This window comes from Limosilactobacillus fermentum (genome assembly GCF_013394085.1).
In the GTDB taxonomy this organism is placed as follows: Bacteria; Bacillota; Bacilli; order Lactobacillales; family Lactobacillaceae; genus Limosilactobacillus; species Limosilactobacillus fermentum.
Genome location: NZ_CP040910.1, coordinates 1693665 through 1720609 on the forward strand (window position 1 = coordinate 1693665; position 26945 = coordinate 1720609).

At 57.8% G+C, this 26945-nt stretch carries 27 protein-coding genes and 2 pseudogenes; 12 read left to right on the top strand and 17 right to left on the bottom strand.

Annotated elements, in window-relative coordinates:
• Positions 1-243 precede the first annotated feature (243 nt).
• Both FG166_RS08585 and FG166_RS08590 read left to right on the top strand, forming a co-directional pair.
• The gene (locus FG166_RS08585) at positions 244-1764 is read left to right on the top strand and encodes a Y-family DNA polymerase (RefSeq protein ID WP_023465786.1); all 1521 of its coding nucleotides are present in this window, start codon (positions 244-246) and stop codon (positions 1762-1764) included.
• The gene (locus FG166_RS08590; RefSeq protein WP_003681375.1) at positions 1761-2219 is read left to right on the top strand and encodes a hypothetical protein; all 459 of its coding nucleotides are present in this window, start codon (positions 1761-1763) and stop codon (positions 2217-2219) included. The genes FG166_RS08585 and FG166_RS08590 overlap by 4 nt, the downstream gene beginning before the upstream one ends.
• Before the next feature lie 483 nt (positions 2220-2702).
• Here the strand turns inward: FG166_RS08590 and FG166_RS08595 are convergent, their stop codons facing one another.
• Positions 2703-3125, bottom strand: coding sequence for a MerR family transcriptional regulator (locus FG166_RS08595; protein ID WP_004562871.1), 423 nt, complete (start codon positions 3123-3125; stop codon positions 2703-2705).
• A 294-nt stretch (positions 3126-3419) separates the two neighbouring features.
• On the opposite strand from FG166_RS08595, the gene pxpB reads away from it, so the two are divergent.
• Genes pxpB through FG166_RS08625 form a run of 6 tightly spaced genes read left to right on the top strand, consistent with a single transcriptional unit; the run spans position 3420 to position 8904 of the window.
• Positions 3420-4136: a 5-oxoprolinase subunit PxpB gene (pxpB, locus tag FG166_RS08600; protein WP_015639466.1), complete on the top strand. Its 717-nt coding sequence runs from the start codon at positions 3420-3422 to the stop codon at positions 4134-4136.
• Complete coding sequence (locus FG166_RS08605) at positions 4137-5153, top strand: 5-oxoprolinase subunit C family protein (RefSeq protein ID WP_003681369.1); 1017 nt, start codon at positions 4137-4139, stop codon at positions 5151-5153.
• A 2-nt stretch (positions 5154-5155) separates the two neighbouring features.
• A complete protein-coding gene (locus FG166_RS08610) occupies positions 5156-5584 on the top strand; it encodes an acetyl-CoA carboxylase biotin carboxyl carrier protein (protein WP_003681368.1) in 429 nt (142 codons plus the stop codon).
• Positions 5556-6944 carry an acetyl-CoA carboxylase biotin carboxylase subunit gene (locus FG166_RS08615; RefSeq protein WP_003681367.1) on the top strand — a complete coding sequence of 463 codons (1389 nt, stop codon included), beginning with the start codon at positions 5556-5558 and terminating at the stop codon, positions 6942-6944. The genes FG166_RS08610 and FG166_RS08615 overlap by 29 nt, the downstream gene beginning before the upstream one ends.
• Positions 6931-7680: a LamB/YcsF family protein gene (locus FG166_RS08620; RefSeq protein ID WP_003681366.1), complete on the top strand. Its 750-nt coding sequence runs from the start codon at positions 6931-6933 to the stop codon at positions 7678-7680. Before FG166_RS08615 ends, FG166_RS08620 begins: the two co-directional genes overlap by 14 nt.
• 12 nt (positions 7681-7692) lie before the next feature.
• Positions 7693-8904, top strand: a complete 1212-nt coding sequence (locus FG166_RS08625) for an NRAMP family divalent metal transporter (protein ID WP_003681365.1) — start codon at positions 7693-7695, stop codon at positions 8902-8904.
• A gap of 211 nt (positions 8905-9115) precedes the next feature.
• Here FG166_RS08625 and FG166_RS08630 read toward each other — a convergent pair whose 3' ends face one another.
• The 3 genes from FG166_RS08630 to trxA all read right to left on the bottom strand — a co-directional run bounded on the left by FG166_RS08630 (position 9116) and on the right by trxA (position 12664).
• Entirely contained in the window at positions 9116-10285 is a 1170-nt protein-coding gene (locus FG166_RS08630) for an MFS transporter (protein WP_003681364.1), read from the bottom strand.
• A 579-nt stretch (positions 10286-10864) separates the two neighbouring features.
• A complete protein-coding gene (locus FG166_RS08635; protein WP_003681363.1) occupies positions 10865-12196 on the bottom strand; it encodes a dihydrolipoyl dehydrogenase family protein in 1332 nt (443 codons plus the stop codon).
• A 153-nt stretch (positions 12197-12349) separates the two neighbouring features.
• Positions 12350-12664, bottom strand: a complete 315-nt coding sequence (trxA, locus tag FG166_RS08640; RefSeq protein WP_003681362.1) for a thioredoxin — start codon at positions 12662-12664, stop codon at positions 12350-12352.
• Between the two features lie 147 nt (positions 12665-12811).
• Here trxA and FG166_RS08645 point away from each other — a divergent pair, with 147 nt between their 5' ends.
• Positions 12812-13738: an AEC family transporter gene (locus tag FG166_RS08645; RefSeq protein WP_003681359.1), complete on the top strand. Its 927-nt coding sequence runs from the start codon at positions 12812-12814 to the stop codon at positions 13736-13738.
• Here FG166_RS08645 and FG166_RS08650 read toward each other — a convergent pair.
• The 8 genes and pseudogenes from FG166_RS08650 to FG166_RS09690 form a co-directional block, all read right to left on the bottom strand.
• Positions 13679-13927 carry a hypothetical protein gene (locus FG166_RS08650; RefSeq protein ID WP_003681357.1) on the bottom strand — a complete coding sequence of 83 codons (249 nt, stop codon included), beginning with the start codon at positions 13925-13927 and terminating at the stop codon, positions 13679-13681. The genes FG166_RS08645 and FG166_RS08650 overlap by 60 nt on opposite strands.
• A gap of 366 nt (positions 13928-14293) precedes the next feature.
• Positions 14294-15646, bottom strand: a complete 1353-nt coding sequence (locus FG166_RS08655) for an aspartate aminotransferase family protein (protein ID WP_003681355.1) — start codon at positions 15644-15646, stop codon at positions 14294-14296.
• A complete protein-coding gene (locus tag FG166_RS08660; protein ID WP_003681354.1) occupies positions 15627-17081 on the bottom strand; it encodes an APC family permease in 1455 nt (484 codons plus the stop codon). The genes FG166_RS08655 and FG166_RS08660 overlap by 20 nt, the downstream gene beginning before the upstream one ends.
• 163 nt (positions 17082-17244) lie before the next feature.
• Complete coding sequence (locus FG166_RS09805) at positions 17245-17658, bottom strand: flavodoxin family protein (protein ID WP_003681352.1); 414 nt, start codon at positions 17656-17658, stop codon at positions 17245-17247.
• On the bottom strand, positions 17652-17843 hold the full coding sequence (locus tag FG166_RS09810; RefSeq protein ID WP_003681351.1) for a hypothetical protein: 192 nt from the start codon (positions 17841-17843) through the stop codon (positions 17652-17654). The genes FG166_RS09805 and FG166_RS09810 overlap by 7 nt, the downstream gene beginning before the upstream one ends.
• Positions 17800-17904, bottom strand: a complete 105-nt coding sequence (locus FG166_RS09815; protein WP_021350099.1) for an NAD(P)H-dependent oxidoreductase — start codon at positions 17902-17904, stop codon at positions 17800-17802. Before FG166_RS09815 ends, FG166_RS09810 begins: the two co-directional genes overlap by 44 nt.
• 84 nt (positions 17905-17988) lie before the next feature.
• A complete protein-coding gene (locus FG166_RS09685) occupies positions 17989-18417 on the bottom strand; it encodes an acyl-CoA thioesterase (protein ID WP_031265496.1) in 429 nt (142 codons plus the stop codon).
• Between the two features lie 87 nt (positions 18418-18504).
• Positions 18505-18819: pseudogene (locus tag FG166_RS09690) on the bottom strand ((deoxy)nucleoside triphosphate pyrophosphohydrolase); the annotation flags it as partial.
• Positions 18820-18916: 97 nt separating this feature from the next.
• Here FG166_RS09690 and FG166_RS08675 point away from each other — a divergent pair.
• Positions 18917-19447: a DapH/DapD/GlmU-related protein gene (locus FG166_RS08675; RefSeq protein WP_035430738.1), complete on the top strand. Its 531-nt coding sequence runs from the start codon at positions 18917-18919 to the stop codon at positions 19445-19447.
• Between the two features lie 222 nt (positions 19448-19669).
• On the opposite strand, the gene argH is transcribed toward FG166_RS08675, so the two are convergent.
• The 4 genes from argH to FG166_RS08695 form a co-directional block, all read right to left on the bottom strand.
• A complete protein-coding gene (gene argH, locus FG166_RS08680) occupies positions 19670-21052 on the bottom strand; it encodes an argininosuccinate lyase (RefSeq protein WP_003681344.1) in 1383 nt (460 codons plus the stop codon).
• A complete protein-coding gene (locus tag FG166_RS08685; RefSeq protein ID WP_035430702.1) occupies positions 21052-22341 on the bottom strand; it encodes an argininosuccinate synthase in 1290 nt (429 codons plus the stop codon). The genes argH and FG166_RS08685 overlap by 1 nt, the downstream gene beginning before the upstream one ends.
• 208 nt (positions 22342-22549) lie before the next feature.
• On the bottom strand, positions 22550-24427 hold the full coding sequence (locus FG166_RS08690) for a hypothetical protein (protein ID WP_003681341.1): 1878 nt from the start codon (positions 24425-24427) through the stop codon (positions 22550-22552).
• On the bottom strand, positions 24420-24992 hold the full coding sequence (locus tag FG166_RS08695) for a TetR/AcrR family transcriptional regulator (RefSeq protein ID WP_003681339.1): 573 nt from the start codon (positions 24990-24992) through the stop codon (positions 24420-24422). Before FG166_RS08695 ends, FG166_RS08690 begins: the two co-directional genes overlap by 8 nt.
• Before the next feature lie 165 nt (positions 24993-25157).
• On the opposite strand from FG166_RS08695, the pseudogene FG166_RS08700 reads away from it, so the two are divergent.
• A pseudogene (locus FG166_RS08700) lies at positions 25158-25373 on the top strand (ABC transporter); the annotation flags it as partial.
• Positions 25374-25457: 84 nt separating this feature from the next.
• Positions 25458-26411, top strand: coding sequence for a zinc-binding metallopeptidase family protein (locus FG166_RS08705; RefSeq protein WP_003681335.1), 954 nt, complete (start codon positions 25458-25460; stop codon positions 26409-26411).
• 26 nt (positions 26412-26437) lie between these two features.
• Here the strand turns inward: FG166_RS08705 and FG166_RS08710 are convergent, their stop codons facing one another.
• On the bottom strand, positions 26438-26905 hold the full coding sequence (locus FG166_RS08710; RefSeq protein ID WP_003681333.1) for an FMN-binding protein: 468 nt from the start codon (positions 26903-26905) through the stop codon (positions 26438-26440).
• Positions 26906-26945: the final 40 nt, after the last annotated feature.

Here is a 26945-nt window from a genome sequence, read left to right on the forward strand (position 1 = left end):
GTTTTTACCGATGCGATCTCCAGCTTTTTTCAATTTTCGACTGTTATACAGATAACGTGCTTCCCAACCGCAGGCCTAGTGGCTAAGTACGACCACAGAACACTGCGTTCCGCGCTAACCTGTGGTCTTGTCCTTAGCCCACGGCCCGCTTAATGGTTGGTCCGCACTTCTTGTAACCGAACACTTGTTCCGATAACTAAAATCTGCTATGATAGGGGTGATTTACGAAGGGGGGTGGCCCGCGTGGCCCAAGAGCACACCTACATCGCCATTGATTTGAAGTCCTTTTACGCCTCGGCGGAGTGCGCCGCCCACGGGTTGGATCCCTTAAACGCCAACCTAGTCGTGGCCGACGCCTCGCGGACCGACAAGACGATCTGCCTAGCTGTTTCCCCGGCCCTAAAGTCGTTTGGCGTCCCCGGCCGGCCACGCCTATTTGAAGTTAACCAGCAAGTCGACCGGGTCAACCGCCAGCGGGCCGCTAAGTTTGCCAACCGGCGCCTAGCCAAGACCCGGTCGATCTACAAGGACGAACTGGAAAGCCGCACCGGCCTGCGGGTCGATTTCATGATCGTGCCCCCGCGGATGCGCTACTACCTCCAGGTGTCGGCTAAGATCTACGAGATTTACCTCCGCTTCATCCCGCCGGAAAAAATCCACGTCTACTCGATCGATGAGGTCTTCATCGACGCCACCGATTACTTGGCCACCCACCACGAATCGGCCCACGCACTGGCCAAAAAGATGATCCAAGCGATCCAGGCCGAATTTGGGATCACCGCCACCGCCGGGATCGGCACCAACCTCTACCTGGCCAAGGTCGCCATGGACATCGTGGCCAAAAAGATCCCCGGCGACGCTGACGGGGTACGGATCGTGGCGATGACCGAACAAGATTACCGCCGCCTCCTGTGGGCTCACCAACCCCTGACCGACTTTTGGCGGATCGGCCGCGGGTACGCCCGCCGGCTAGAAAAGCTTGGCCTCCACACGATGGGCGACATCGCCCGGTGCTCCTTAGGCACCCTGTCGGACCCGCAAAACGAGGAGGTCTTGTACCGCGAGTTTGGCAAGCACGCCCAGCTCCTAATCAACCACGCCTGGGGCTACGAGGCCGCCACGATCGAAGACATTAAAAACTACCGGGCCAGCGAACACGGCATTTACTCCGGCCAAGTACTGATGAAACCCTACACGATCCCCCAAGCCCGCCAGGTGATCAGCGAGATGAGCGCCGACCTGTCCTTGCAGCTGGTCAAGCGCCACGCTTTGACCAACCAGATCGCCCTGCTCCTCTCCTACGACGTAAAGAGCATCTCCTACGCCAGCAACTACCACGGCCCGATCGTAACCGACTTTTACGGCCGCCAGGTTCCCAAGCCCGATCACGGCGGTGCCAACTTACCCGACCTCACCTCTTCGCCCCGGGAGCTGCGGGGCGCCTTTTTGGACCTCTACGACCGCATCGCCAACCGGGACCTCTTAATCCGTAAGGTAACGGTGATCGCCAATCACTTAGTCGATGAAGAAGAGGCCGCCAAACAGGTCCGTACCGAGCAGTTAAACCTGTTTGAAGACCCCCACCAAAAGGTAGCGGAACAACAAAGCGCCCAGTCGACCCGCGACCAGGAGCACGAGGTCCAAGAACTAGTGTTAAAGCTACAAGAACAGTATGGTAAAAACGCCATTATCCGGGCCGCCGACCTCTTAGACGGGTCGACCACCCGTAAGCGCAACGACGAGATTGGGGGCCACAAGGCATGAACAAACCAGCACTAGACCAACAAACGGCGGCCATCGAGGCCCGCCTCTTTAAAGACACCAGCGCCTACCAAGACATCATGGACCTGCCCCGGCCGGTCTCCAAGCACCACTGGCCCCTACCGGCGGCCGACCACGCTGGTCAGTTCGCTCCCTTTGCGGCCCTGACCGGCTACCACCAGCTGATCAACGAGGTCGCCGAGCGCTACAGCCACAAGAATTACCCCGATGAGCTGAGCACCAAGCGCATTGAGCGTAAGTTACTGGCCATCAAGCCGCTCTTGCCCCTACGCCTCAAGGTCGAATATTTCAACGGCGACAGCGGCTACTACGAAACAATCGCGGGCACCGCTACCCAGCTCGACTTCAGGCGGGGCCGGCTGATGCTGACCAGAAAGCAGGAGTGGGAGCTAATTATCGCCAACCTGCGGAAGGTGACGGTGGTGACGAGAAAATAGGAAGTGCGACCCAACCATTGGGCAGGCCGTGGGCTAAGGACAAGACCACAGGTTAGCGCGGAACGCGGTGTTCTGTGGTCGGACTTAGCCACTAGGCCTGCGGTTGGGAAGCACGTTATTGGAAGTGCGACCCAACCATTGGGCAGGCCGTGGGCTAAGGACAAGACCACAGGTTAGCGCGGAACGCGGTGTTCTGTGGTCGGACTTAGCCACTAGGCCTGCGGTTGGGAAGCACGTTATTGGAAGTGCGACCCAACCATTGGCGGGCCGTGGGTAAGCTAGGGGGAAGGTTGGCGCCCCCGGCGGCGTTCTTTACCCGTACTTAGCCACTAGGCCTGCGGTTGGGGAGTACGTTATTGGAAGTGCGACCCAACCTCACCAGTGAATGCACACTCATTAAGTAAAAAAAGCTGAAGATCACGTCCTTTTAGACGTCGATCTTCAGCTTTTTGTTTTAACTGTGCTACAGATGACGTGCTCCCCCTAGTCCACCCGGTGCATCGCTTCTTTAACGTAGCGTTCGGTCCCGTCGGCCACCGCCTGGGTGTAGTAAGCGCACTTGAAGTCGACCATCTTCATCGTCTCCTCTAGGGTGGCTAGCTTGGCTTGCAGCCGCTGTTTGAGGTCGTAAAACATCGCCTGGCGCTCCGCTAAGGTGGCGTCCCCCTGGCTGGCTAATTCCATGAAGACCTTGATGTCTTTGATTGACATCCCGGCGTTTTTCAGGCACTCGACCACGTCTAGGGCGCCGAGGTTTTCGTCGGTGAACTGGCGCACCCCGCTGGCCGACTTACCCAAGCCGGGGATCAGGCCCTCCTGGTCGTAGTAACGCAGGGTGGCCACGGAAAGGTGGTACTTACGGGCGACCTCGCCGATTTGGTAAGTGTGTTCCTTAATTGCTTCCATTCCAATTCTCCTCAAGTTAACTTTAGCTCCCATTTTACGCCAAATTAAGGGCGCCGTCACCAGTGATTCACCAACATAAATAAATCTATTAATTCAGGGTGATTCTTAACTTATATTAAGTATCAATGAGGGATTACTTTCCCCACCGCCCCTTTTAAGCGCCTTTAGCTTTCAAATATTAACTAAATACCATGGATGGTTACATAAGTACCGACAATAACTTTTGACAAGCAAGTTGAAAGCTGGTACATTTAAAATTGATCTCACTATTTTTTAATGAAAGGAGGCGCCCCGATGGATTCTTACCAATTAACCCCGCTGGGCGACCAAGCCCTGGTGATTACCCTGGGCGATTCAATCGACCCGGTCGTCAACCGGCGCTTACAAACCCTGATTAAAGAAATCCGCCAGGCCAACCTACCCGGCATCGTGGCCCTCATCCCGGCTTATTCGACTTTAACCGTTACCTACGATGGCATCGTCACGAATTACGACAAGCTCAGCCACACCCTCAAGCCCCTGATCGATTCCTCCCTGAGCGCCCCCTTAGCCACGCCCACTACCTGGCTAATTCCGGTCCGTTACGGTGGGGATGGGGGGCCGGACCTCGCCGACGTCGCTAATTTTGCTGACCAGAGCACCGGCGAGGTTGTTCAAGCCCATACCGACCAGGACTACCTGATCTACTTCCTCGGCTTTTTACCCGGCTTTGCCTACATGGGTAGCGTCGATGACAAAATCGCCATGCCCCGCTTAGCTAAGCCGCGGCTGGAAATCCCCGCCGGTAGCGTCGGGATTGCCGGCAAGCAGACCGGCTTTTACCCGGTGGCTTCCCCGGGGGGCTGGCGAATCATCGGCCAGACCCCGCTGAACTTGTACGATCCTGCCCACCCGCAGAGCTTTTACTCCGCCGGCGACCGGGTCCGCTTCTTTGCCGTGACCGACCACGAGTTTGACCTGATCAAAACCGACGTGGCCAACGGTACCTACCAAGTAAAGGCGGTGAATTAATTGAGTTTACGCGTACTAAAACCGGGCCTGCAGACTACCGTTCAGGACCTCGGGCGCCCTAACCACCAGATCGACGGCTTCCCCACCTCGGGGGTAATGGACCAACCCGCCGCCATCACGGCCAACTTATTGGTTGGTAACCCCGCTTCCGCCGCCGTCTTGGAATTCTTCATGGCCGGCCCGACGGTCGAGTTTACGGTCAGCACCTTTATCGCCCTTGGTGGGGCCGACTTTAAGGCAACCTTAAACGACCAGCCCGTCGACCCCAACCGCTGTTACCAGGTCCACGAGGGCGACCGGCTCGCTATCGGCCACGCCGCTAGCGGTCGGATCGGCTACCTCGCCGTGACCGGTGGCCTCCAGGTCGCCCCGGTGCTGGGGTCGCGTTCCACCACCCTGCGCCTGCAGTTGGGCGGCTACTCGGGCCGGCCCCTGCAAGCCGGCGACGACCTGCCGATTGAAGAACACTTAACCCTGCCCGGCTACTACCACCGCCACACGAAGGGTGCCGCACCGGTTTCAAAAGACACCACCGCTACCATCAGCGTGTTAAAGGGTCCCCAGTGGGACTGGTTTGACCCGGCCAGCCGGGAGTCCTTTTTGGACACCACCTACACCGTTAGCAACCAATCCGACCGGATGGGCTACCGGCTCAGCGGCCCGACCCTGCCGGTGCCGGACCAAAGCATGCTGTCGGCGGCGACCGTAATGGGGGCGATCCAGATCCCGGCCAGCGGCCAACCGATCGTCCTGATGGCCGACCGGCAAACCACCGGCGGTTACCCCCTTTTAGCCGTGATCACCAGCGCCGACTTGCCGACCTTCACCCAGCTGGCCCCGGGGCAAACCGTTCAGTTTAACTTAATTGACCAAGCAGAAGCCCAAACCCGCTTGGAAGAGGGGCGCCGAACCATTAACCAGCTGGCCCAGAAACTGCGCTCGGCCGCCTTTTTACCGCCCTACGGAATTACCCGGGTGGCCAACCAGCGGATCGCCACTTTATTTGAGGAGGAGTAACCATGAACATCGATGAACCAACCCTAGACGCCCTAAGCAAGCTCTTGGATAAGTACCACCTAAGCGAGCTAACCTACCAAACCGGCGACCAGAAGATCACCCTCAAAAAAGAGGCCCCGGCACCGGTCACCCCGGCAGTTAGCGCACCGGCTCCCCACGCAGCCCCGCCAGTCCGGGCGCCGCACCTCGAAGCCAGTGGTACCACGATCGACGCCCCGACCGTCGGCGTCTTTTACACCGCTAAGTCACCCCAGGACCCGCCCTTTGTTTCCGTTGGCGACACCGTCAAGGTCGGCCAAGTCGTCGGCGTGATCGAGGCGATGAAGGCCTTTACCGACGTGGTGGCCGACGTCGAGGGAACGGTGGCGGCCGTCCTAGTCAATAACGAGGAGGGGGTTGAGTATGGCCAACCGCTTATTCAAATCAAATAATTCCCGCTCCCGCTGGCCCTTCCACAAGGTCTTGATCGCTAACCGGGGCGAAATCGCCGTCCGGATCATCCGGACCTGCCGGGTGCTGGGCCTGGCCACGGTGGCGGTTTATTCGACGACCGACGCCAAGGCCCTCCACGTCAAGTTAGCCGATGAGGCCGTCTGCATCGGGCCGGGGAGCGCCGAGAAGAGTTATTTAAACATCAGCGCCCTGATTGGGGCCGCCTTAGTCACCGGGGCCGACGCCGTCCACCCCGGCTTTGGCTTCCTATCGGAGAGCGTCGCCTTTGCCCGCGCCTGCCAGGACAACGATCTGACCTTCATCGGACCAAGCCCGGAAACGATCGCCCTGCTTGGTGACAAGGAGGCCGCCCGCCTGACGATGCGCCGGGCCGGCTTACCCCTGGTCAAGGGGAGCCAAGAGCCCCTCCACGACTTAGCAACCGCCCTGGCCCAGGCCGAAGAGGTTGGCTACCCGGTGATGCTCAAGGCCGCCGCCGGGGGTGGGGGCAAGGGGATGCGGATCATCCGTAACGCCGAGGAAATGGAGGCCAAGTTCGCCGTCGCCCAGGACGAGGCCCGGGCCTCCTTTAACGACGACCAGATGTACTTAGAACAGTACCTGGCCCACCCGCGCCACATTGAAGTCCAGGTGATTGGTGACCAGTACGGTAACGCCCTGGCCCTGGGTGAACGGGACTGCACGATCCAGGCCCGCCACCAGAAGGTGATTGAAGAGGCGCCGGCCGCCGTCTTACCGGCCCCGGTTCGCGAAGCCATGCTGGCCCAAAGCGAACAGGCCGCCGCCCAGCTCAAGTACGAAGGCTTAGGGACGATCGAGTTCTTGTACAACGAGGACGGTTCCTATTACTTCATGGAAATGAACACCCGGATCCAGGTCGAACACCCCATTACCGAGCTGACCACCAGGGTGGACCTGGTCGAAAGCCAGTTCCTGGTGGCCGCCGGGGCCCAGTTAAAAGCGGAGCGCCCCGCCTCGGTTGGTTACGCCATCGAGTGCCGGGTCAACGCCCTAACACCGGGTAAGATCACCGCCCTGCACCTACCGGGAGGGCCGGGCGTCCGGGTCGACACCGCCCTTTACCAGGGCTACACGGTACCGAGTAACTACGACGGGATGATCGCCAAGCTGATCGTCTACGGTGAACGGCGGCAACGGGCCCTGCAACAGATGCAAGCGGTGATCGACGAAACGGTGATCGACGGCATCAAGACCAACTTAGACCTCTTGATTGAGATCTTACAGGCGCCGGCCTTCCAGCGCCTGACCACCACCGTTAACTGGTTAGACGACCAAATGAACCCGAACCAAAAGGAGGAGCAAGATGACGAGGATTGATTTAAACAGCGACCTGGGTGAAAGCTTCGGCCGCTACACGATTGGTAACGACGACCAGGTGCTGGACCTGATCACGGCCGCCAACGTCGCCTGCGGTTTCCACGCCGGCGACCCCGACGTGATGGCCCAGACCGTCGCCCTGGCCGAGACCAAGGGGGTCGCGATCGGCGCCCACCCCGGCTTCCCTGACCTGGGGGGCTTTGGCCGCCGCAAGTTAGACATGGCGCCCGCCGAGGTCAAAAACATGGTGACCTACCAAGTCAGCGCCTTAATGGGCTTTACCAAAGACCACCGCCTCCACCACGTTAAACCCCACGGCGCCCTGTACAACGCCGCCGCTAAGGACTTAGCCCTGGCCCGGGCCATCTGCGAGGGGGTCGCCCAAGTTGACGACCAACTGCCCCTCTATGGCCTGGCAGGCAGCCAACTCCTGGTGGCCGCCAAGGAAGTCGGCCTCCCCGCTTATTCGGAGGTCTTTGCCGACCGGGGCTACCAGGCAGATGGTTCCCTAGTGCCCCGTAGCCAACCCAACGCCGTCTTGACCGACCCGCTGGCCGTGGCCGAGCGGGCCCTTTCGATGGTCCAAACCCAGTCGGTAACCGCCGTGACTGGGGAAACGGTGCCGCTCAAAGTCGACACCATCTGCGTGCACGGTGACAACCAGGCCGCCTTAGCCCTGGTGGACCAGCTACGCCAAACCTTTACCGCCAACGGAATTACCATTCAAGCATGTTAGGAGGAACTGCCGATGCAAGAAACGACTGATCACCGCCGTACCGTTCGCAACGCCGCGATTGGGGGCGCCTTTTTAATGGCCATGTCGGCCGTGGGGCCCGGCTTTTTAACCCAAACCGCTACCTTTACCCAACGGGAAGGGGCTAACTTCGGTTTCGCCATCCTGATGTGTATCATCGTCGACGTCATCGTCCAGCTCAACATCTGGCGCGTCATCATCGTCTCCGGAAAGCGGGCCCAAATGATCGCTAACGACGTCTTCCCCGGCCTGGGCTACTTCTTATCCCTGCTCGTGGCGATCGGGGGGCTCTTTTTCAACATCGGAAACGTCGCCGGGGCCGGCCTGGGGCTCAACGTCTTGTTTGGGATCCCGACCATTTGGGGCGCCGTAATTTCGGCCGTCGCCGCCGTCTTGATCTTAGTGATGAAAAACGCCCTGAAGGCCGTCGACCGGACCGTCCAGGTGCTGGCGGTCATCGCCGTCTTGGTCCTCTTGTACACGCTGGCGATCATGAAGATCCCGTACGGGACGGCCGTTAGCCACACCTTTATGCCGACCAAGGTTAACTTCTACTCGATCCTGACGATTGTCGGCGGGACCGTCGGGGGGTACATCTCCTTTGCCGGGGGGCACCGGCTCTTAGAAGGGGGCGCCCAGGGGACCAAAGACCTCGGTGCCGTCAACCTCGGCGCCCTGTCCGGAATCGGGTTAGCCTCCGTGATCCGGATCGTCCTCTTCTTGACCGGGTTAGCCGTGGTCTTAGGTGGTGGCACCCTAGACGCCGCCAACCCCGCCGCCACGATCTTTAAGGTCGCGGCCGGTACCTTTGGCTACAAGTTCTTTGGCCTCTTACTCTTTGCGGCCGGGATGTCCTCGGTGATCGGTTCAACCTTTACCTCGATCTCGTTCTTGGACTACACCAGCCGTAAAAACGAAAACACCGACCACAACCGCCACTACAAGATGGCGATCACGATCGGCTTCATTGCCTTTGCGACGTTGATCTTCTGCTTTGTCGGCCAACCGGCTACCGTCCTGGTGGTCGTTGGGGCGATCAACGGTTTCATCTTACCAATCGCCTTAGGGATCCTGCTGGTGGCCTCCCGCAAGATCAAGATCATGGGGGCAGGCTACCACCACCCCGCTTGGTTGACTTGGACCGGCTGGCTGGTCGTTATCTTCATGGCTTACGCCGGGATTAACACGGTATTAAACCTATTGTAAGAAGTGCGACTCAACCGTAAAGCAGGCCGTGGGCTAAGGATAGGACACAGGTTAGCGCCCTCGGCGGTATTCTGTGGCCAGACTTAGCCACTAGGCCTGCGGTTGAGGAGCACGTTATTGGAAGTGCGACTCAACCGTAAAGCAGGCCGTGGGCTAAGTAAATACTAACCAATCAAAAAGGGCTGCGCCGAGTTGGCGTAGCCCTTTATTGTTAGTATTGTGCGCTCTGGTAGCGCCGGCGTAAGAATAAGGCGGCCAGGACCGCCAACACCCCGTAGACCGCCCCGACGTTACCGACGTGGGTCAGGCCTAAGAAGCCCACCGTTTCGGCCGCCGTAAAGGATCCCAGGGAAATCCCGATGTTAGCAAAGATCGAGTTTAAAGACGAAGCCAGCTCCAAAGACTGCGGGTAGTCCCTTTCGGCGATGTCTAAAAACATCAGCTGGGTGGACGCCCCATAACAAGCGATAGCCACGCAAATCAGGGCGATGGCCAAAACGTCCAACCACGGAAAGTGGAAGAGCGGCGCCATCATCAATAACAAGCAAGTCATCATAAAGTAGATGTGGGGCAGTTGCTTGATCCCGCCCATGTCGGCTAGGTAACCGCCAAACTTGTTGCCGATGATAAAGGCGACCCCCATCCCCAGCAAGATCCAGTTCAGGGTACTGATCGAAAAGCCCATCATCGTTGACAACAGCGGCCGGATGTAGGTGTAAAAGGTGTATTGGCCGGCGCAGACGCTCACGACCAACCCGACCCCTAATAGGATCCGGGCGTCCTTCAAAAGGCTAAACTGGGCCAAGAGACTCCCCTTGGTGGCGGTGTCTTCGCGTGGCACCAAAAGCGCCAAGCCGATCAAAACCAGGGTGGCGATCCCGGTCACCATCCAAAAGGAATCGTGCCAAGAAAAGGTGGTGCTGATCATCGTGCCGATCGGAATCCCGATGATCGAGGCGATCGAAAAGCCAGCAAAGACCCAGGAAACTAGCCCGGCCCGCTTCTCGCGCGGGGCCAGTTGGGCCGCTAAGATTAAAACTAGGGAGATGATCGCCCCGGACACGCTCGCCGTCAAAATCCGCGACAAGAGCAGTGACCAAAAACCCCCGGCCAGCGCCGTCCAGGTGTTGCCGACCAAGAAGATGGCCATGTAAACCAATAAGATGTCATAGCGGCGAAAACGGCTCGCTATGGTGGTCAAGACCGGCGTCAACAGGGCGTACACCCCGGCAAAAACGGTCACCAAATAACCTAAGGTGGCCAGTGGGGTGCCAAATTCACCCTTAATGTCTGGCAAGACCCCCACGATCATGTACTCGTTGCAGCCTAGCATAAAGGCCACCATCACAAATAAAACGGCCTGCAGCCGGTACTTGGTCATCAATAACTCCTCCCATCTTTTTAAAACAATCAACGACCATTGTACGTGGTTTAGGGCCCGGATTCCAGCCCTAATTTCTTTTGATTTAAGGTTTTAACGTAACCGCTATCATGCTATAATAATTAAAAGATCAATCGACTCTGTTAAACACCTCCGCTCCTTGCGGGGGTGTTTACTTTTTTTAACCGGTCACCAAACGACACACGACAAATATTTAGATTTGCGCAAGATAACGTGCTCCCCAACCGCAGACATAGTGGCTAAGTACGGTCAAATAACACCGCGTTCCGCGCTAAACTTTACCCTAGCTTAGCCCAACGGCCTGCTTGATAGGTTGGGTCACACTCCTTTTTATTACGCAAATTTGCGGATTTGTCCTGTCCCCAAAAAGGAGCCTGGGAGAAAATCGGATTTTCTCTCAGGCTCTCCCTATTTTACCTAACGGTTGGTCGCACTTACGATAACGTGCTCCCAACCACAGGTCTAGTGGCTAAGTACGGACGGAGAACGATGCGTACCGCATCGCCCCCCATCCTAGCTTAGCCATACGACCTGTCGAGTAGGTTGGTCCGCACTTCCTTATTTCAGCAACGCCGCCACCTTATCCCCGGTCGTTGGGTAGGCCTCGATCATGGCCGCTTGCCACTGGGCCCGTGACAGCCCCAAGCCAATCGCGGGCAGGACGGCGTTGACATCATCGGCCGCCCCCGCCCCCAGGGCACTGATCCCGACCAGGCGGTCCTGGTTGTCGTAAACGCAGATGTAGTGCGGGTGCTCGTTTTGCCCGGCGTAAAGGCTACTACCGCCCCAATCAAATTCTTCAACGTGCTGGCCAGCCGTTGCTTCATCGGGGTTGACCCCGGCCTGGGCTAGGGTCGGGTAAGAAAAGACGGCGCTGGCCACCACCGGTAGGTTGAAGGGCGCCGTTGGGTCATCGTGGCCAAAGCGGGTTAGCAGGTAGTCGGCTTGGCGCTCAGCAACCGGGGTTAGCTTGGGCCACGGCCGGTTAACCACGTCGCCCACCGCGTAGACGCCGGCAAAGCTGGTCTGGAGGTTTTCGTCGACCGCGATCCCGTGGCGGTCGTATTCGATCCCGGCCGCCGCCAGGTTCAGCGCTTCGACGTTGGGGATCCGTCCGGTGGCGTCGATGACATAGTCGGTCGTCAGGGCGTTGCCATTGTTAGTAATTAAAGTAAGGCGCCCATCTTGTGGCTTGAGTTCAGCGGGGCTGGTGTTGAAGGCAAAGCGGATCCCCCGCCCCGTCATTTCCTTGACTAGCCGCCGCACGTTTCCCTGGGCGAAGTTTTTCAGCACCCGGTCGCCGCGGATCAGTAGGGTCACCTGGCTACCAGCCGCCGCTAACAGGGTGGCCAACTCCATGGCCACGTAGCCGCCGCCGATGATCGTCGTGGTGGCCGGCAACTGGTCCAGGGACAAGACGTCGGTGGAATCGTGGGTTAGCTCGCTGCCCGGGAAATCCAGCCGGTGCGGACGGGCCCCGGTGGCGATCACAATCTGGTCGCCGGCGAATTTCTCGTCCCCCACGGCAACCGTGTGCGGCCCGGTAAACCGGCCGGCGCCCACCTTAACGGTCACCCCCGGCAACTGTTCGTAGATCGCCTTGGTTTCGCTGGGCCAAGAGTCAAAGCGGGCCTTCTTGGTCTTCATCAAGGTAGCCCAATCGACGGTGGCCGCCTGATCAATCCCCTTACCCACTAGATTGGTGGTGGCCAAGGCGGCGCGAACGGCCCCCTCCAAAAAGATCTTGGGCTCGCACCCCACATTGGGGCAGGTCCCGCCAAACAAGTTGGGTTCGACCGCCAGAATTCGGTGGTTATCGCCAGCCAAGCCCTTAGCTAGCTTGTAGCCGGCCGGACCAGTTCCGAGCAAAATGTAGTCATAAAGTTCCATTTAAGCCACCCCCATTAAATTCTTGATTGCGCCTTCATTATAAACCTAAAAAGGGGAGCGTGGCGCCTGGCTACACTCCCCTTTTACAACATGCTCCCAACTGCAGGTCTAGCTTAGCCATACGGCCTGCTTTTCGGTTGGTCGCACTCCTTTTTACAAGTACTTCTTCAGCGTGTCTTCAATCTGGTCCTTGGTGTGCAAACCGATCAGCTTGTCGACAACTTGGCCGTCCTTTTTGATCAGCAGGGTCGGGATGCTCATCACGCCAAAGGCGGCCGCCGTTTGTGGGTTAGCGTCGACGTCGAGCTTGTTGACGGTCACTTGGCCGGCCATGTCATCGGCGACGGTTTCCACGATTGGGGATTGCATCCGGCACGGGCCACACCAGGTTGCCCAGAAGTCGGTTAAAACGACCCCGGAGTTCGTGTCTTGTTCAAAAGTTGCGTCAGTGGTTTCTGCTACTGCCATGTTAAAGGCCTCCTTGATAAATTCTTAAGCTAAGTTTACCAGAATTTCAAAGCGGTACCAAATATTATGACTTACTATTTGTTAGTTTATTTTTAACCGTCGGCACCCCTATAATAGTAACATTAATGCTACGAAAGGTGTTTTCCCATGTGCTTATCCCAACTCGCCAGCCAAATTGCCGTGATTTTTTTGTTGATGCTACTGGGGGCCCTCGCCCGCCAGCTGGGTTTTCTAAGCCCGACCACGATCAACGACCTCACTAATTTGGTCCTCTACTTTTTAAGCCCGCTCGTGATCATCAAGGCCTTCTTGGCGCCCTTTTCCGTCACCCGGCTGAAGATCTTTTGCCTGACCCTGGTCGGGGTGGTGATCACCTACCTGGTCACGATCCTACTGGCCAAACTGGCCTTTGCTAAGGTTAAAGACGCTAACCTGCGGCGGATCGCCACGTACGGGTCGATCTATTCAAACAACGGCTTCATGGGAATCCCGCTGGCCCAGGCCCTCTTTGGCAGCACCGGGGTCTTTTACGGGGTCGTTTCGATGGTCGGTTTCAACGCCTTCACTTGGACCCACGGGGTGGCAATGTTTAAAAAACAGTCCGCCGCCCCGCTAACCCGGCTCAAGCGGGTCCTGGCCAACCCCAACTTAATTGCCATCGCCTTGGGGATTGTGATCTTCACCGTTCAAATTCCGGTCCCCAGCATGCTGACGTCCTTTCTTGACTACGCCAGCGCCGCCTTCACCCCGCTATCGATGATCATCATCGGCTCCAACTTAGCCGGTATGCGCCGTGCCGACCTGAAAGTCCCACCAGTTTTAGGGGCGACGATCTTGTTGCGTAACCTGGTCTTCCCGGCCCTGACGATCGTGATCTTAAAGTGCCTCGGCTTGACCGGGGTGCCGCTGATGACCACCGTCATCTTAGCCGCCTGCCCGGTCGCCGGGTTAGTGGTTCTCTTCACCCTGCAAGCTAAGGGCGATGCCCGCCCGGCCACGGTCGTGATGAGCGTTTCAACCCTCCTGAGTTTGGTCACCATCCCGCTGGTCTTTTCCTTGCTCGACCTCTTGTAGGGGCGCTGCCGGTTCATCCACCGGCGGTTGGTGCTTCAGCCGTTCCAGTTCCACCCTTAGTTCCAGTATCTTGCGTTCTTCTTTTACCCGCTTGGTCCGTTCCTTGGTAACCCGGGTGACCGTTTCGTTCACCAGCTTGTAGACCATCACCGCCACAATTAAGACGATGGCCACGATATAAGTATCCATAGCGATTCCTCCTCTTAAATGCTATTGTATCTTCGTCGGTTACACTAATAACGTGCTCACCAACCGCAGGCCTAGTGGCTAAGTCTGGCCACAGAACACCGCGTACCGCGCTAACCTGTGCCCTATCCTTACCCCACGGCCTGCCTATGGTTGGTCCGCACTTCCAACATTATACAAAAAGAAAAGAGACTGGGAAAACAGGGCTTTCCTAGTCTCTTACTGTATGTCTGAATGTTAGACAGATAACGTGGAAAATAACCGCAGGTCTAGTGTTCTAAGTACGGGCGAAAACGGTGCGTTTCGCACCAACCGTTCGCCCTAGCTTAGTCATACGACCTGCTTTGGAGGTTATTTCCCACTCCCTAATTATTCCCAACCCAGCTCTTCTGCGTTGGAGGGGAGGCTTAGTTTGCCAGCGGCCAGTTCGGCAAAGGCCTGGTCGATGATGGCAAAGGCTTTGTCTAATTGTTCTTCGGTGATAACCAGCGGCGGTTGGAAACGGAGGATGTTCCCGCGCAGGCTAATGATAATCGCCCCGAGTTCAAAGATCCGGTACATCAGCTTGGTGGTGGCTTCAACGTCGCCCTTACCAGTGGCCGGGTCGACGATGCTAATCCCACCGTTGAGCCCGTACAAGCGGGCGTCGCCAACGAAGTCGTACTTGGCTTGTTCCTGGTCAAAGAAGTCCTTGGCCTTTTGCCCTAGCTTCGCCGAGCGTTCCACCAGGTGTTCTTCTTCGATCACGTCGAGGGTGGCGTTGGCGGAGGCGGCCGTCACCGGGTTACCGGCGGTCGTGTAGACATTGGCCGCCGGGCCGAGCGCTTCCATGATCTCTTTTCTGCCGACCACGGCGCTCAGTGGCATCCCCGAGGCCAGCGACTTACCGACCGACATCAGGTCCGGTTCGATGCCCGGGAAGTGTTGAATTGACCACCACTTTCCGGTCCGCCCCATCCCCTGGTTGACCTCGTCAATGGCAAAGAGGATCCCGTTTTGCTTGGCAAAGGCATAGATCCTTTCCATGTAGGCCTGGGGAACCTTGATGATCCCGCCGTCCCCCTGGATTGGTTCAATCACGATCGCCGCGACTTCTTCGGCCGGCAGGTAGGTTTCAAAGGGTTGCAAAAAGGCCTTGTACATCCGGTCGACAAACTGGTCGTCGCTTTCACCGGCTAACTTGTCCCACGGGCTCGGGAAGGGCACCTTCACCACGCCGGGCAAGAGCGGGCCCATCTTACGGCTCATGTTTAAGGTGACGCTTGAGATCGTCATCGAGCCGTACGTGGAGCCGTGATAGGCCCCGGTGAAGGAAACGATGTATTGGCGCCCGGTGGCGGCGCGGACAAACTTAATGATCGCGTCGTTGGCGTCGGACCCCGAGTTACCCCAGGCGACCTCTACCGGCCCGCTGATCGGTGCCAACGCCGCCAGGCGCGGGGCTAAGCGGGCGGCCTGGGAGTTCGCAAAGTAAGCGGGGGTATATTGGATCAGCCTGGCCGCCTGGTCGGCGATGGCCTTGACGACCTTGGGGTGGGCGTGGCCGGTATTGGTAGAGCTAGCACTGGCCAAGAGGTCAATGTAGTCGTGGCCTTCCACGTCGGTAATAATGGCGCCCCGCCCTTTATCAATCACAATGTCATAATACTTAATTCGGGCCGCCGAGGAAAAGGCCTCTTCTTCGGCAGCGAGCATCTGCTGGTTACTTTTTTTCTCCTCCATGATCAGTGTCTCCCTTCTTGGCCAGGAATGAGTGACTCATCCCGTATGCGAAGTAAATGACTAATCCTAAAACAAACCATGCCCCAGCGTAGAGCTTTGCTTGAATGTCTAAGCCCATGAACACGAAGAGGGCAGCGATGAAACCTAAGGCCGGCATGACCGGGTAAAACGGCATCTTGAAGGCGGGGTTCGGAATATCCTTCCCTTCCCGCGGCCGCAAGGCGTAAATCCCCAGGGAAACGAACATGAAGGCAATTAAGGTTCCGGCAGAAATCAGTTGGGATAAGAAGGCGAACGGGAAGACGGCCCCGATTACGATGGCGATGATCGTCAAGGTCCACAGGGCGCGGTTTGGCCGTTGGTGCTCGTCCAATTGACCAAGCCATTTCGGCAACATTCCGTCACGCCCGAAGGAGTAGATCAGCCGGGAGCCAGCCATGCTCATCCCGATCAGGGCGGTGAACATCCCAACTACGGCGATCGTTTGAACAACGGTGGCGACCCCACCGTGACCGGCGGCCCGCAGTGCTAACCCAACTGGTTCGGCGGAGTTGGCGTACTTTTGGTACGGCAGCATCCCGATCAGGACCAAACTAACGGCCACGAACAGAACCACGGCGATCGCCAAGGACCCTAAGATCCCGCGCGGCATCGTCTTTTGCGGGTTAACGGCTTCGGCAGAGTTGGCGGCGATCGAGTCAAACCCGATGTAGGATAAGAAGATCATCGAAACCCCGGCGTAAATCCCTTGCCAGCCCCCGAACGGCCCGTTAGCCGTTTCGTGGTACTTGGGGATGAAGGGGTGGAAGTTAGCGGCCTTGATGGCAAAGAGGCCGACGACGATGAACAAGAGAATCGCGAAGACCTTTAAAACCACCAGTACGTTTTCGACCCGAGCGGCTTGCGAAGCCCCCATCGCAATCAGGACGGCGGCCACGGCAATCACGACCACGGAGATGATGTCGACGACCCCACCGTCAGTCCCAAAGGCGTTGGATAAGGAGTTCGGCAGGGTGATCCCCATTGGCGCCAAAAGCCCCCGCAGATTGGCCGACAGCCCCGACCCAACGAAGGCCAGGGCGATGAAGTACTCGGCTAACAGGGCCCAGCCGGCAATCCATCCGAAAAATTCCCCGAAGACAACGTTAATCCATGAATAAGCGGACCCGGCGAATGGCATCGCCGCCGCCATTTCAGCGTAGGCAAAGGCCACCAGGCCGGCCACGACGGCAGCGACCACAAAGGAGATCGCCACTGATGGACCGGTGTGAATGGCAGCCACTTCCCCAGGAAGAGTAAAGATGGAGGTCGACACGATCGTCCCTACCCCCAAGGCTAAGAAGTCGCGCACCCGTAATGATCGGACCAGGTGGGCGTCCTTATTAGCGTATACGTGCGGATCTTCCTTCCGCGTAATGGTTTTCCAAAAACTCACTGGTTTTTCCTCCCGTTGACAATTAGATCTTAATTAGAATAATAAGAAAAGTTTAACTCATTTTATCAATCTCACCGGGATTAGTCAATGTTTCGCCGCCGCTAAATTAGATTTTTATTAGAATCAACTAGATAATATTATTTCATTAATTAACTAACCGCCGTTATTTAAATCTTCTTTGCCGAGGCGGCGCTTTCATTACCGTTTCCATAATTGGTTTAGTCCAAAAAAGAGTGGGCCCCCACTCTAACCCCGTCGCTAACAACGGTCGGCCAGTGGTGGGTACCCACTCCTCAAATTGGTGTCCCAGCTCAGCCGCTTCCTGGACGTGCTTGGCCAGCTGACGCCCGTTCCAGGAATCACTAGCCAGGACCGTGCCGGCCGGTTGCCAGCGCATGTAGTCCAGCAGCTGCTTGAAGTACAGCTTCATGGAGGCAAAGGCGCTGTCATCGCCGTACCCGGAAATCAGGGTGACGGCCTGCTTGCCGCCGTGCAACTCGTGGTTGTAGGCGTAAAAGCGGTCGATGACGGCCTTCAAGGCGGCGTTAATCCCGTAGTAGTACAGGGAGGTTACCAAAACACCAGGTCGGCCTCGATCAGCTTGGGCAGGACCTCGTTTTCCACCACGTCATCCGGGCGGACGGCGACTTCCATCCCCGGGCACTCGTCCTCCAGCTGCAGGAGACTGAACTCACTGGCCCGGCGCCCGGCGTCAAAGCTAAACTTGGTGGCCGTTTTCCCGGACCGCCTTTTCAAAGGCATCGGCCAGCTGTTCGGACGTTCCCGGGTGGTGCGGGCTCCCAGTTAAAATGACAATTTTCATGGTGTTTCCCCCTTTAGTAGTATTACTTAAATTATATAAGGGGTAGCTGCAAATGGGAAATGCTTAACCTGAGGCAAAGTTGATTCATTTTACCTGGCTGGCCTCTTGTAGGGCCTGGTAAAAGTCCGGCAGGTCGCGGTTGAGCCGCAAGAGCTTGCCGTCCTGGTTGGTAAAGCAGTGCTCCGAAGTCCCCTCGCACACCAGCTGATCGTGACACTCCATTCGGTAGGACAGGGTCAAGCGCACCCGGTCGAGGGCGGCAATCTTGGTGGTGATTACCACCTGGTCGCTAAAGGTGGTCGAGCGCTTGTAGCGGCAGTTGACCGAAACGACCGGTGAGATGATCCCGGCCGCTTCAATCTTGGCGTAATCCCAGCCGATCGCCGCTAGGAAGTGGGTCCGGGCCTCCTCCATCCAGCGGACGTAGTTGGAGTGGTGGGTGATCCCCATCCGGTCGGTCTCGTAGTACTGAACAGTGTGGGTGTAGACCGTCCCGGCGGCCGGGAAGACCACCTTGGTCAGGTCCACACCTTGGAGCTTGGCGATGACCGGCTTGGCGGCCCCCAGCCAGTTGAGGTCCGCTAATTCTTGCGGGGTCCCCCACCGGAAGGCATCGTGAGCGACCGCGGTCAGGGCGTTGCCTTTTAAACCAGCGTAAAAGACCTGCATGTGGACCTCGCCCCAATCGTAGGTGTGAACGACGGTTGGTAAAACCCGTTCACCGATATAGGATGCGGTCCCCAGCTCCTCTTTTAATTCGCGCATCAGGGCCTGGCGGGGATCTTCACCGGGTTTGAGCTTGCCCCCCGGCAACTCCCAAAAGCCTTCGCCCAAGCGGCCCCCTTCCCGGCGCCCCGCCAGCAGCTTGGCCCCGTCAATGACCACCGCCGCTACCACGTTAATCTGTTTTGCCATTCGAATCCCTCTCTCCGCCGGCTATTTCCCGGGAAATTATTTCCGTCACCGGCCCTTTTCTTCTATAATAAGCGCAAACGAAACGGAGGTCACGACAATAGTAGAGAAACTTGATCTAAACACGCCAGAATACGCCCAGCTGGAGGAACGGATCCAGCAAAATCAGCTGCTGGTCCAAAAACTTAACACCCAGGTCCACGATGCCGCCGCGGTGCGCGAACTGGTCAGCCAGATCACCGGGCGCCCGGTTGACGAGAGCACCGAAATCCGCTTGCCCTTTTACACCGACTGCGGGGTCCGGATTCACCTGGGCAAACGGGTCTTCATTAACTCAAACTGCATGTTCACCGACCTGGGGACAATTACCCTAGAAGACGACGCCCTAATCGGACCTAACGTGACCCTGGCGACGGTCAACCACCGGCGCAACCCGGCTGAGCTCCGTCACTTAGACCTCGCCCCGATCGTGATCAAGCGGCGGGCCTGGGTCGGTGCTAACGCCACCATTACCCCCGGGGTCACGATTGGCGAAAACGCAATTGTGGCGGCCGGGGCGGTGGTCACTAAGGACGTGGCCGCCAACACGATCGTCGGGGGAATTCCGGCAAGGGTGATTGGGAGAATTTGAGTGCGACCCAACCTCCTCGACGGGCCGTTGGGCTAAGGATAGGACACAGGTTAGCGCGCCAGCGGTGTTCTGTGGCCAGACTTAGCCACTAGGCCCGTGGTTGGGGAGCACGTTATCGGAAGTGCGGACCAACCATTGGCAGGCCGTGGGCTACTCATCCGAAAACTAAAAGCAGTGGACCATGGCCGTCTCGGGTCATGGTCCACTGCTTTTTTCAATTAATCATTTAGAAAGTAGTTGCTTGGCGGCTTCAATCTGGGCTTTGACCTGGTCAAACCCGGTCCCGCCCAGCGAGTTCCGCCGCTCGACGGCCACCTTAGATTGGAGGTCGTGGTAAACGTCTTCGCCGATCGCCGGGTCGATCTCTTGGTACTTGACCAGCGGGATTTCCTGCAGGGTCGTGCCGGTCTTGAGCCCCTCTAAGACCAGTTGGCCAACGATGGCGTGGGCCTGACGGAAGGGAATCCCCTTGGTGGCCAGGTAATCGGCCAGCTCGGTGGCGTTGGAGAAGTCGCGCTCCGTGGCCTGCGCCATCTTCTCCTTGTTGACGTGGGCGGTTTCAAGCATCCCGGCCACCACCTTCAGGCTCGGCATGATCGTCTTAACGGCATCAAAGAGCCCTTCCTTGTCCTCTTGCAAGTCCTTGTTGTAGGCCAGCGGCAGGCCCTTGATGGTGGTCAAGAGCCCCAAAAGGTGGCCGTTGACCCGGCCGGTCTTGCCCCGGACCAGTTCGGCCATGTCCGGGTTCTTCTTTTGCGGCATGATCGAGCTACCGGTTGAGTACTGGTCGGACAGCTCTAGGTAGCCAAATTCATAGGAACACCACATGATGATCTCTTCGCACAGCCGGGACAGGTGGGTCATCAAAATGGCGGCGTTGGCCAGGAATTCGAGGACAAAATCCCGGTCGGAAACGGCGTCTAAGGAATTAACGTAGGGCGCCTGAAAGTCCAAGAGCTTGGCGGTCAGTTCCCGGTCGATCGGGAAGGTCGTCCCGGCCAAGGCGGCCGCCCCCAACGGCATTAGATCGGTGTGCTGTTGGTTAAACTCAAACCGTTCGACGTCACGCTGAAGCATCTGGAAGTAGGCCATCAGGTAGTGGCCGTAAGAGATCGGTTGGGCGTGTTGCAAGTGGGTGTAGCCGGGCATGATCGTTTCGACGTTGGCCGCCGCCTTTTCGACCAATACCTTTTGCAAGTCCTTGATCGCCTGGATGACGTGGGGCAGGCGGTGCTTGACGTAGAGGTGTAGGTCGGTGGCCACCTGGTCGTTTCTGCTCCGGGCGGTGTGGAGCTTGCCGGCCACCGGTCCGATCTCCTCGGTCAAGAGGGCCTCTAAGTTCATGTGGATGTCTTCATTTTCAACCGTAAACGTAAGCTCCCCTGCTTCGAGTTGGTCCTGGAGCTTCTTGAGCCCCGTAATGATCTGGTCAGCGTCGGCCGCCGGCAGGATCTTTGTTTCCTTTAACATCGTCACGTGGGCCAAGGAACCCTCTAAATCTTCTGCGGCCATCTGCTGGTCAAAGGAGATCGAGGCCCCAAATTCTTCGACCCACTTGGCACCGGTCGCTTCAAAGCGACCCCCCCACATTCTCTTAACTGCCATTAATTCGTTACCCCTTGGTGTTGTACTTGATAGATAAAGTCCGGCGCCCCTTCGTCCTTCGTTGGTGCCGCGGGCTTCTTTTGGGCTGGCGCTTGGTCTTGTTGGTGGACCTGGGCGTAAACCTGGGTTGGCAAGCCGTACAGCTTGATGAAGCCAGCGGCGGCTTCGGAATCAAAGGAGTCGGCCACCGTGTAGGTCGCCAGGTTTTCGTCGTACAGCGAGTTTGGTGACTTCCGCCCTTCGCAAATGACGTTACCCTTAAAGAGCTTGACCCGCACCGTCCCGTTGACGTCCTGTTGGCTTTCCTTTAAGAAGGCCAGCAGGGCAGTCATCAACGGCGTAAACCACTGGGCGTTGTAAACCATGTCGGCAATTTGCTTTTCGATCACCGGCTTGAAGTGGGCCAGCGACCGTTCCAGGGTGATGTCTTCGATATCCTTGTGGGCGGCCAGGAGGACCGTGGCTGCTGGGCATTCGTAGATTTCCCGTGACTTGATCCCGATCAGCCGGTTTTCGACGTGGTCGATCCGACCGATCCCGTGCTTACCGGCCAGCTTGTCCAGGGTCATGATCAAAGTGGCCAGGCTCAGTTGCTCGCCGTTTAATTCGCTTGGCACCCCGTGTTCAAAGGTCAGTTCAATGACGTCGGGGGTGTCCGGGGTGTCTTCTAAGGCCACCGTCCGGTCGTAGGAGTCGGCCGGGGCGCTCGCCCACGGGTCTTCCAGGATCCCGCATTCGTTGGCCCGGCCCCAGAGGTTTTCATCAATGGAGTACGGGCTTTGCTTGTTAATCGGCACTGGAATCCCGTTTTCCTTGGCGTAGTCGATTTCTTCTTCCCGCGCCCAGTGAACTTCCCGGATCGGGTCTTCGATCTTCATGTCCGGCGCCAGGGCGTGGATGCCGACTTCAAACCGCACCTGGTCGTTCCCCTTCCCGGTACAACCGTGGGCAATCGCGGTGGCGCCGTTTTCCTTGGCCACCTCCACTAACTTCTTGACGATCAACGGCCGCGAAAGCGCTGAAACGAGGGGGTACTTATTTTCGTACATGGCATGGGCCTGCAGGGCGGGCAGGCAGTACTCGCTGGCGAATTCTTCCTTGGCGTCGATGACGACCGACTTAACGGCGCCGACCTTAAGCCCCTTTTCCTTGATGGCCTCCAGGTCCTTGCCTTCACCAACGTCAATGCAGCAGGCAATCACGTCGTACCCCTTGTTTTTCAACCAGGCGATTTCCACCGACGTATCGAGTCCCCCTGAGTATGCTAAAACAACTTTTTCCTTGGCCATAAGCTCGTCCTCGCTTTCTATTTTCAATGATTAATTGTGACTAAGGATACACTCCTTTTGCATGAAAATCAAATAAAAATGCAAGATTTTCGGAAAATAACCGTCAAATAAGCACAAATCACGGATTATATGCATTTTATTTTGTATATTCACCCCCAGGAGTTCGCTACCAAAATAAAACGACCGTCCCGCCCGGGCGATCGTTTTTTTAATCCGTACTAAATAAGTAGCGCAGGCTCCGGCCCCCGGTGGCGTGGTGGTTAACCACCAGCGGGTGCGGGGCTAGGCGGCCGTGGGGCCAGCTAGTTACCCAAACTGGCTGGGCGCGGGCCGTTGGGTTCGCCACCACGAGCCGGTAGGTGCCGGCGGCTAACTTCCCGCGGTAGGCCACCACCCCACCGCGGCGGTGGAGGGCCAGCCGCTGACCGGCGGGCGTCAGCAGGGTCACGGTCGCCCGGCTCTTATGCGGCAGCCAAACCTGGGCCCGGCTGGCGGCGTGGTGAAGCGTCACCGCCTGGCTCAGCTGGGCTCCAGGGGCGAGTTGGTAAGGCCGTTCGCCGTACTGGACCGATAGCGAGCTTTGCTGGGTGGCGACGGTAATCGAATTAGGCTTGGGAAGGCTGGTTAACAGGAGCAGCGCCCCGACGAGACCGACCAGCGGCCACCAGAACCAGGGCAGTCGTGCCCCAACGTCATTGAAGCGGGGCGCCGTCGGCAGGCTGACGAGCCCGAATAAGAACGGGAGCAGGGCCAAGCCATACCGGTCCTCCACTTCCCACAAGAGGACCTCGAAGGCCACGAAGCCGACCGCCCAGACCGCCAAGAGGACCGCGGTCGCCGAGTTTAAACGCAGGTAAATGACCTTACGCAAAGTCAGGGCGAAGAGGGTTAACCAGCCGACCTGTAATAGGAAGTTTTGTAAGACACCGGCCAGCTTGGCGTGGGCCAGGTACCAAGCCGGTGCCCGCTGGGGTCCGGCCCGGTACTCGATTGGCACGTGGCGCTCATCAGTCAAGTTAACCAGCTTGGTCCCCCACTGCTGGAAGAGGCCGCCGACCCCGAGTTTCTTAACCTGGTTCACTAGGGCGCTTTGAACGAACCGCTGGCGGGTGGCCAAATTGGGCAAGGTTTCCTCTTGTTGCACCACCTGGCTGTTGTACTGGCCCCCGGTGGCCGGCAGGTAGGACATGTAGATCCAAGAGGTCGCCGGCAGGCGGTAGCGGTCGTTTGCTTGGTAGTGTCCCGCCGTCAGGAGCGCTTGTTTAACCGGCAACGTTAGGGCCAAGGCAACCAAAACCGTAGTAACCGGGGCCAGGAGCTGGCGGCGGGGTTTGACCAAGCACCAGGTTAACAAAACGGCCGGCGCCAAGACGATCAGGTTGGGCTTGATCAACTGGCCGACCAGGACCGCCCCGCCGAGGACGAGTAACTTCGCCCAGTGGGGCCGTTCTTGGTGGGCCTGCCAAACCAGCAGGATCACCGCCACAGCCAGGATGCTGGGCAGGTCGCTGTAAGGAACCTGCAAGAAGTTGGTGTAGGTGACCGAGTTGAGCAAAAACCAGGCGACGACTAAGATGGCGGCGGCCCTGTCTTTGGCGAGTCGGCTGGCTAGGTGGGCACAGGCGAGGATCAGGGCGTTGGTCATTACAAAACCCAGCGCCCCGAGCGTAGTGGCGTCGTTAAACCCGACTAAGCGCCCCACCCAGAGCGGGCCGGCCAAGAGAACGGCGTTGACGGCGTTATTGGGGTAGCGGTAAAAGTAGTCGCTGGCCCCCCAGTCGAAGTGGCCGCTAGCTAACAGGCTGGCCTGGTAGCGCACCCGGAAGGGGTCATGAAAGACGCTGGTCGGCATGGTCAGTAGCACGGTCAGTTCGATCACCGCCGTCAGGCCGAGCAGGCCCCAACACAGGTTCCGTTTGGTGGTGGCCGACCGACCGCTTAACCAACGCCAAACCCGGGGGGCGAGGGCGAGGCCGGCCAAAACGATTAACAGGGCGCCGCGCCCTTGTTTAAGGTCGGTCCTGAGGTTGGCAATGGTGGCCATTAAGAGGATTAACACCAGCACCGCCCTGACGAGCTTAGTCATACACGCACCCCACGATATCTTTGAGCGGGTGGTCGCGCAGGACCGTCAGCATCCCCACCAAGTCGGCGCTCGACTCCACCATCCCGTCGTTGATCCACAGCATGATCACGGCGCTTACCTCGCTGGCAAACACGGCCCGCCCGTACTTGGCCGGCAGTAAGGTGGCCCGTTCAAAATCGGCTTGCAAAAAGTCCTCCATGATCGAGACTAACTCCCGCTTGAGAACCGTTTCGATCCGGTTTGCCAGGCCGCCGTGCACCATCGCCATCACCAGTTGCTGGTTTTGCTTAACGTAATCGATCACCGCACGGATGCTGTCCGGCGACAGAGCGTGGTGGGCGGGATCGGCCCGCAGGATTTGGCGAATTTGGCCAAACAATTGGCCCTCCAGCCATGTTTCCAGGTCGTAAATGTCAGTATAATTGTTATAAAAGGTGCCCCGGTTAATCTGGGCACGGTCACACAGTTCCTTAACCGTGATCTGGTTGAAGCCGCGCTCCTCTAGCAGGGCGATGAAGGCTTGGTAGAGGCGGGCCTTAGTTTTGGTTTGTCGGGTGGCGGTCATCTTTTTATCCTTATTTCAACACATTATTCAATTTGTTGCTTGTTCACTTTTTTTAAGAATACTACAATAAGGCTGTTAAATAAACATATGTCGAATTAAAAGAGTGAGGTTTAGAAAATGGCATACATATAAGTGATAAACAACACCAAGACCTTCCCGTCCGGTGACGAGCCGACCGGGGCGCTGGACTTTGAAACCGGCCGCGCCGTTATGCAAATCCTCCAGGACATGAGCAGAAAGCAGGGATCGACCGTCTTAATCGTCACCCACAACGCCGCCCTGGCTCCGATCGCCGACCAGGTCATCCACATCCACGACGGCCGGGTGAAGGAGATCACCCACCAGGACCACCCGCAAGACATCGCCACTTTGGAATGGTAGGTGAAGATCGTGAGCAAGAAAATATTATATAAGGACGCCTGGTAATCGATCGGGCGGTCGCCGGGCCGTTTCATCGCCCTGGTCTTGTTAATATTGCTCGGGACCTTCTCCTTTGTCGGCCTCAAAATCACCGGGCCGGACATGCGCCAGACCGGGCTGAACTACTTTAACCAAACCCACCTGGCCGACATGACCGTCACCTCCGCCTACGGGTTAAACCAGGCCGACCAAAAGACGATCGCCGACCAAGCCCGGGTCAAGACCGTCAACTACGGCTACTTCACCGATGCTAAGATTAAGGGCATCACCAACGGCATCCGGGTCTTTTCCAATTCCGGTTCCCTGTCGCAGTATAAAGTGGTGGCCGGGCGCCTGGCCAAGACAGACACCGAAATCGCCTTAAATAACACCCTCAAGGGCACCTACCACCTGGGCGAAACGATCACCCTGCAAGATGGCACCGGCCTTGCTAAAACCAAGTTTAAGGTCGTCGGTTTCGTCAAGTCGGCCGAGTTCATCAACCACAACGACTTTGGCCAAACCAGCGTTGGGACCGGCCAGTTGAGCGGCTTTGGGGTCACCACCAAACGAGCCTTCTCCCTGACCGAGTACAACCTCGCCCGGATCAGCTACCGGGATACCGCCAAGCTCAACGCCTATTCCAACGCCTACACGAAACTGATGAATAAGCGGCAAGCGACCCTTTTAAAGGACCTCAATCAGCACCGGGCCGCCAAGTACCAGGCGGCTAAGGCTAGCCTGTCCACCGCCTTGATTAACCAGGACACCAACGCCCTCGATGCCGCCAGCGTCGACGCCACCCTCACCCTGGTTGAAGACTTCTTGACCAGCCACGGCCTCACCGCCGTTCGTGAACAGTCCACCACCGCTAATCCCGTCCTGGTCGCCGACCTAAACGAAACGGCGCCGAGCGCCCCACCGATCTTATTGGGCCACTTGGACACCGTCTTCCCGGTCGGGACCGCCAAGCAGCGCCCCGGCGTCATTGACGGCGAACGCCTCACCGGCCCCGTTTAAGCAGACCCCGACGACGCGCGGGTCCTCTAGGAGCGGGGCCAGGTGCTTTGCAGGGAACCAGTGAAGCCCTTGTAAGTTTCGGTCGCCCCGGAAACTTGGTTGATGTTGGCGCTTTGGGCGGCCAGGGCTTCTTGCTTGTAGGTCGGTAAGGAGCGGGAGTTGGTTTCGTCAGACTTCCCGCCAGTCGGGTGCTTTAAGACCGTGATCTGGGTGATCTTGCCGCTGGCCACGGTGATTTTGACCTGGACGTCGCCCCATTCGGTGCTGGTCGACTTCCCGGTGTAGGTCCCGTCTTTCATGGTCGAGTTGGAACTGCTAGTTGATGATGATGAAGTAGTGGTGGAGCTCTCCGATTCGGTATCACTCGCTGCGGTGGCTTGACTTTGAGCCGTTTCCTGGCTTTGGTCATGTTTGAAGAACATTAAGTAACCGTCGATTAGAACCGCTACTGACGATGAAATTGAAACGATTGTAATCAGAAATTTCTTAAACATGGTTGTCACCTCGCGTTTTAAATTGTTTTATCTTAACTTT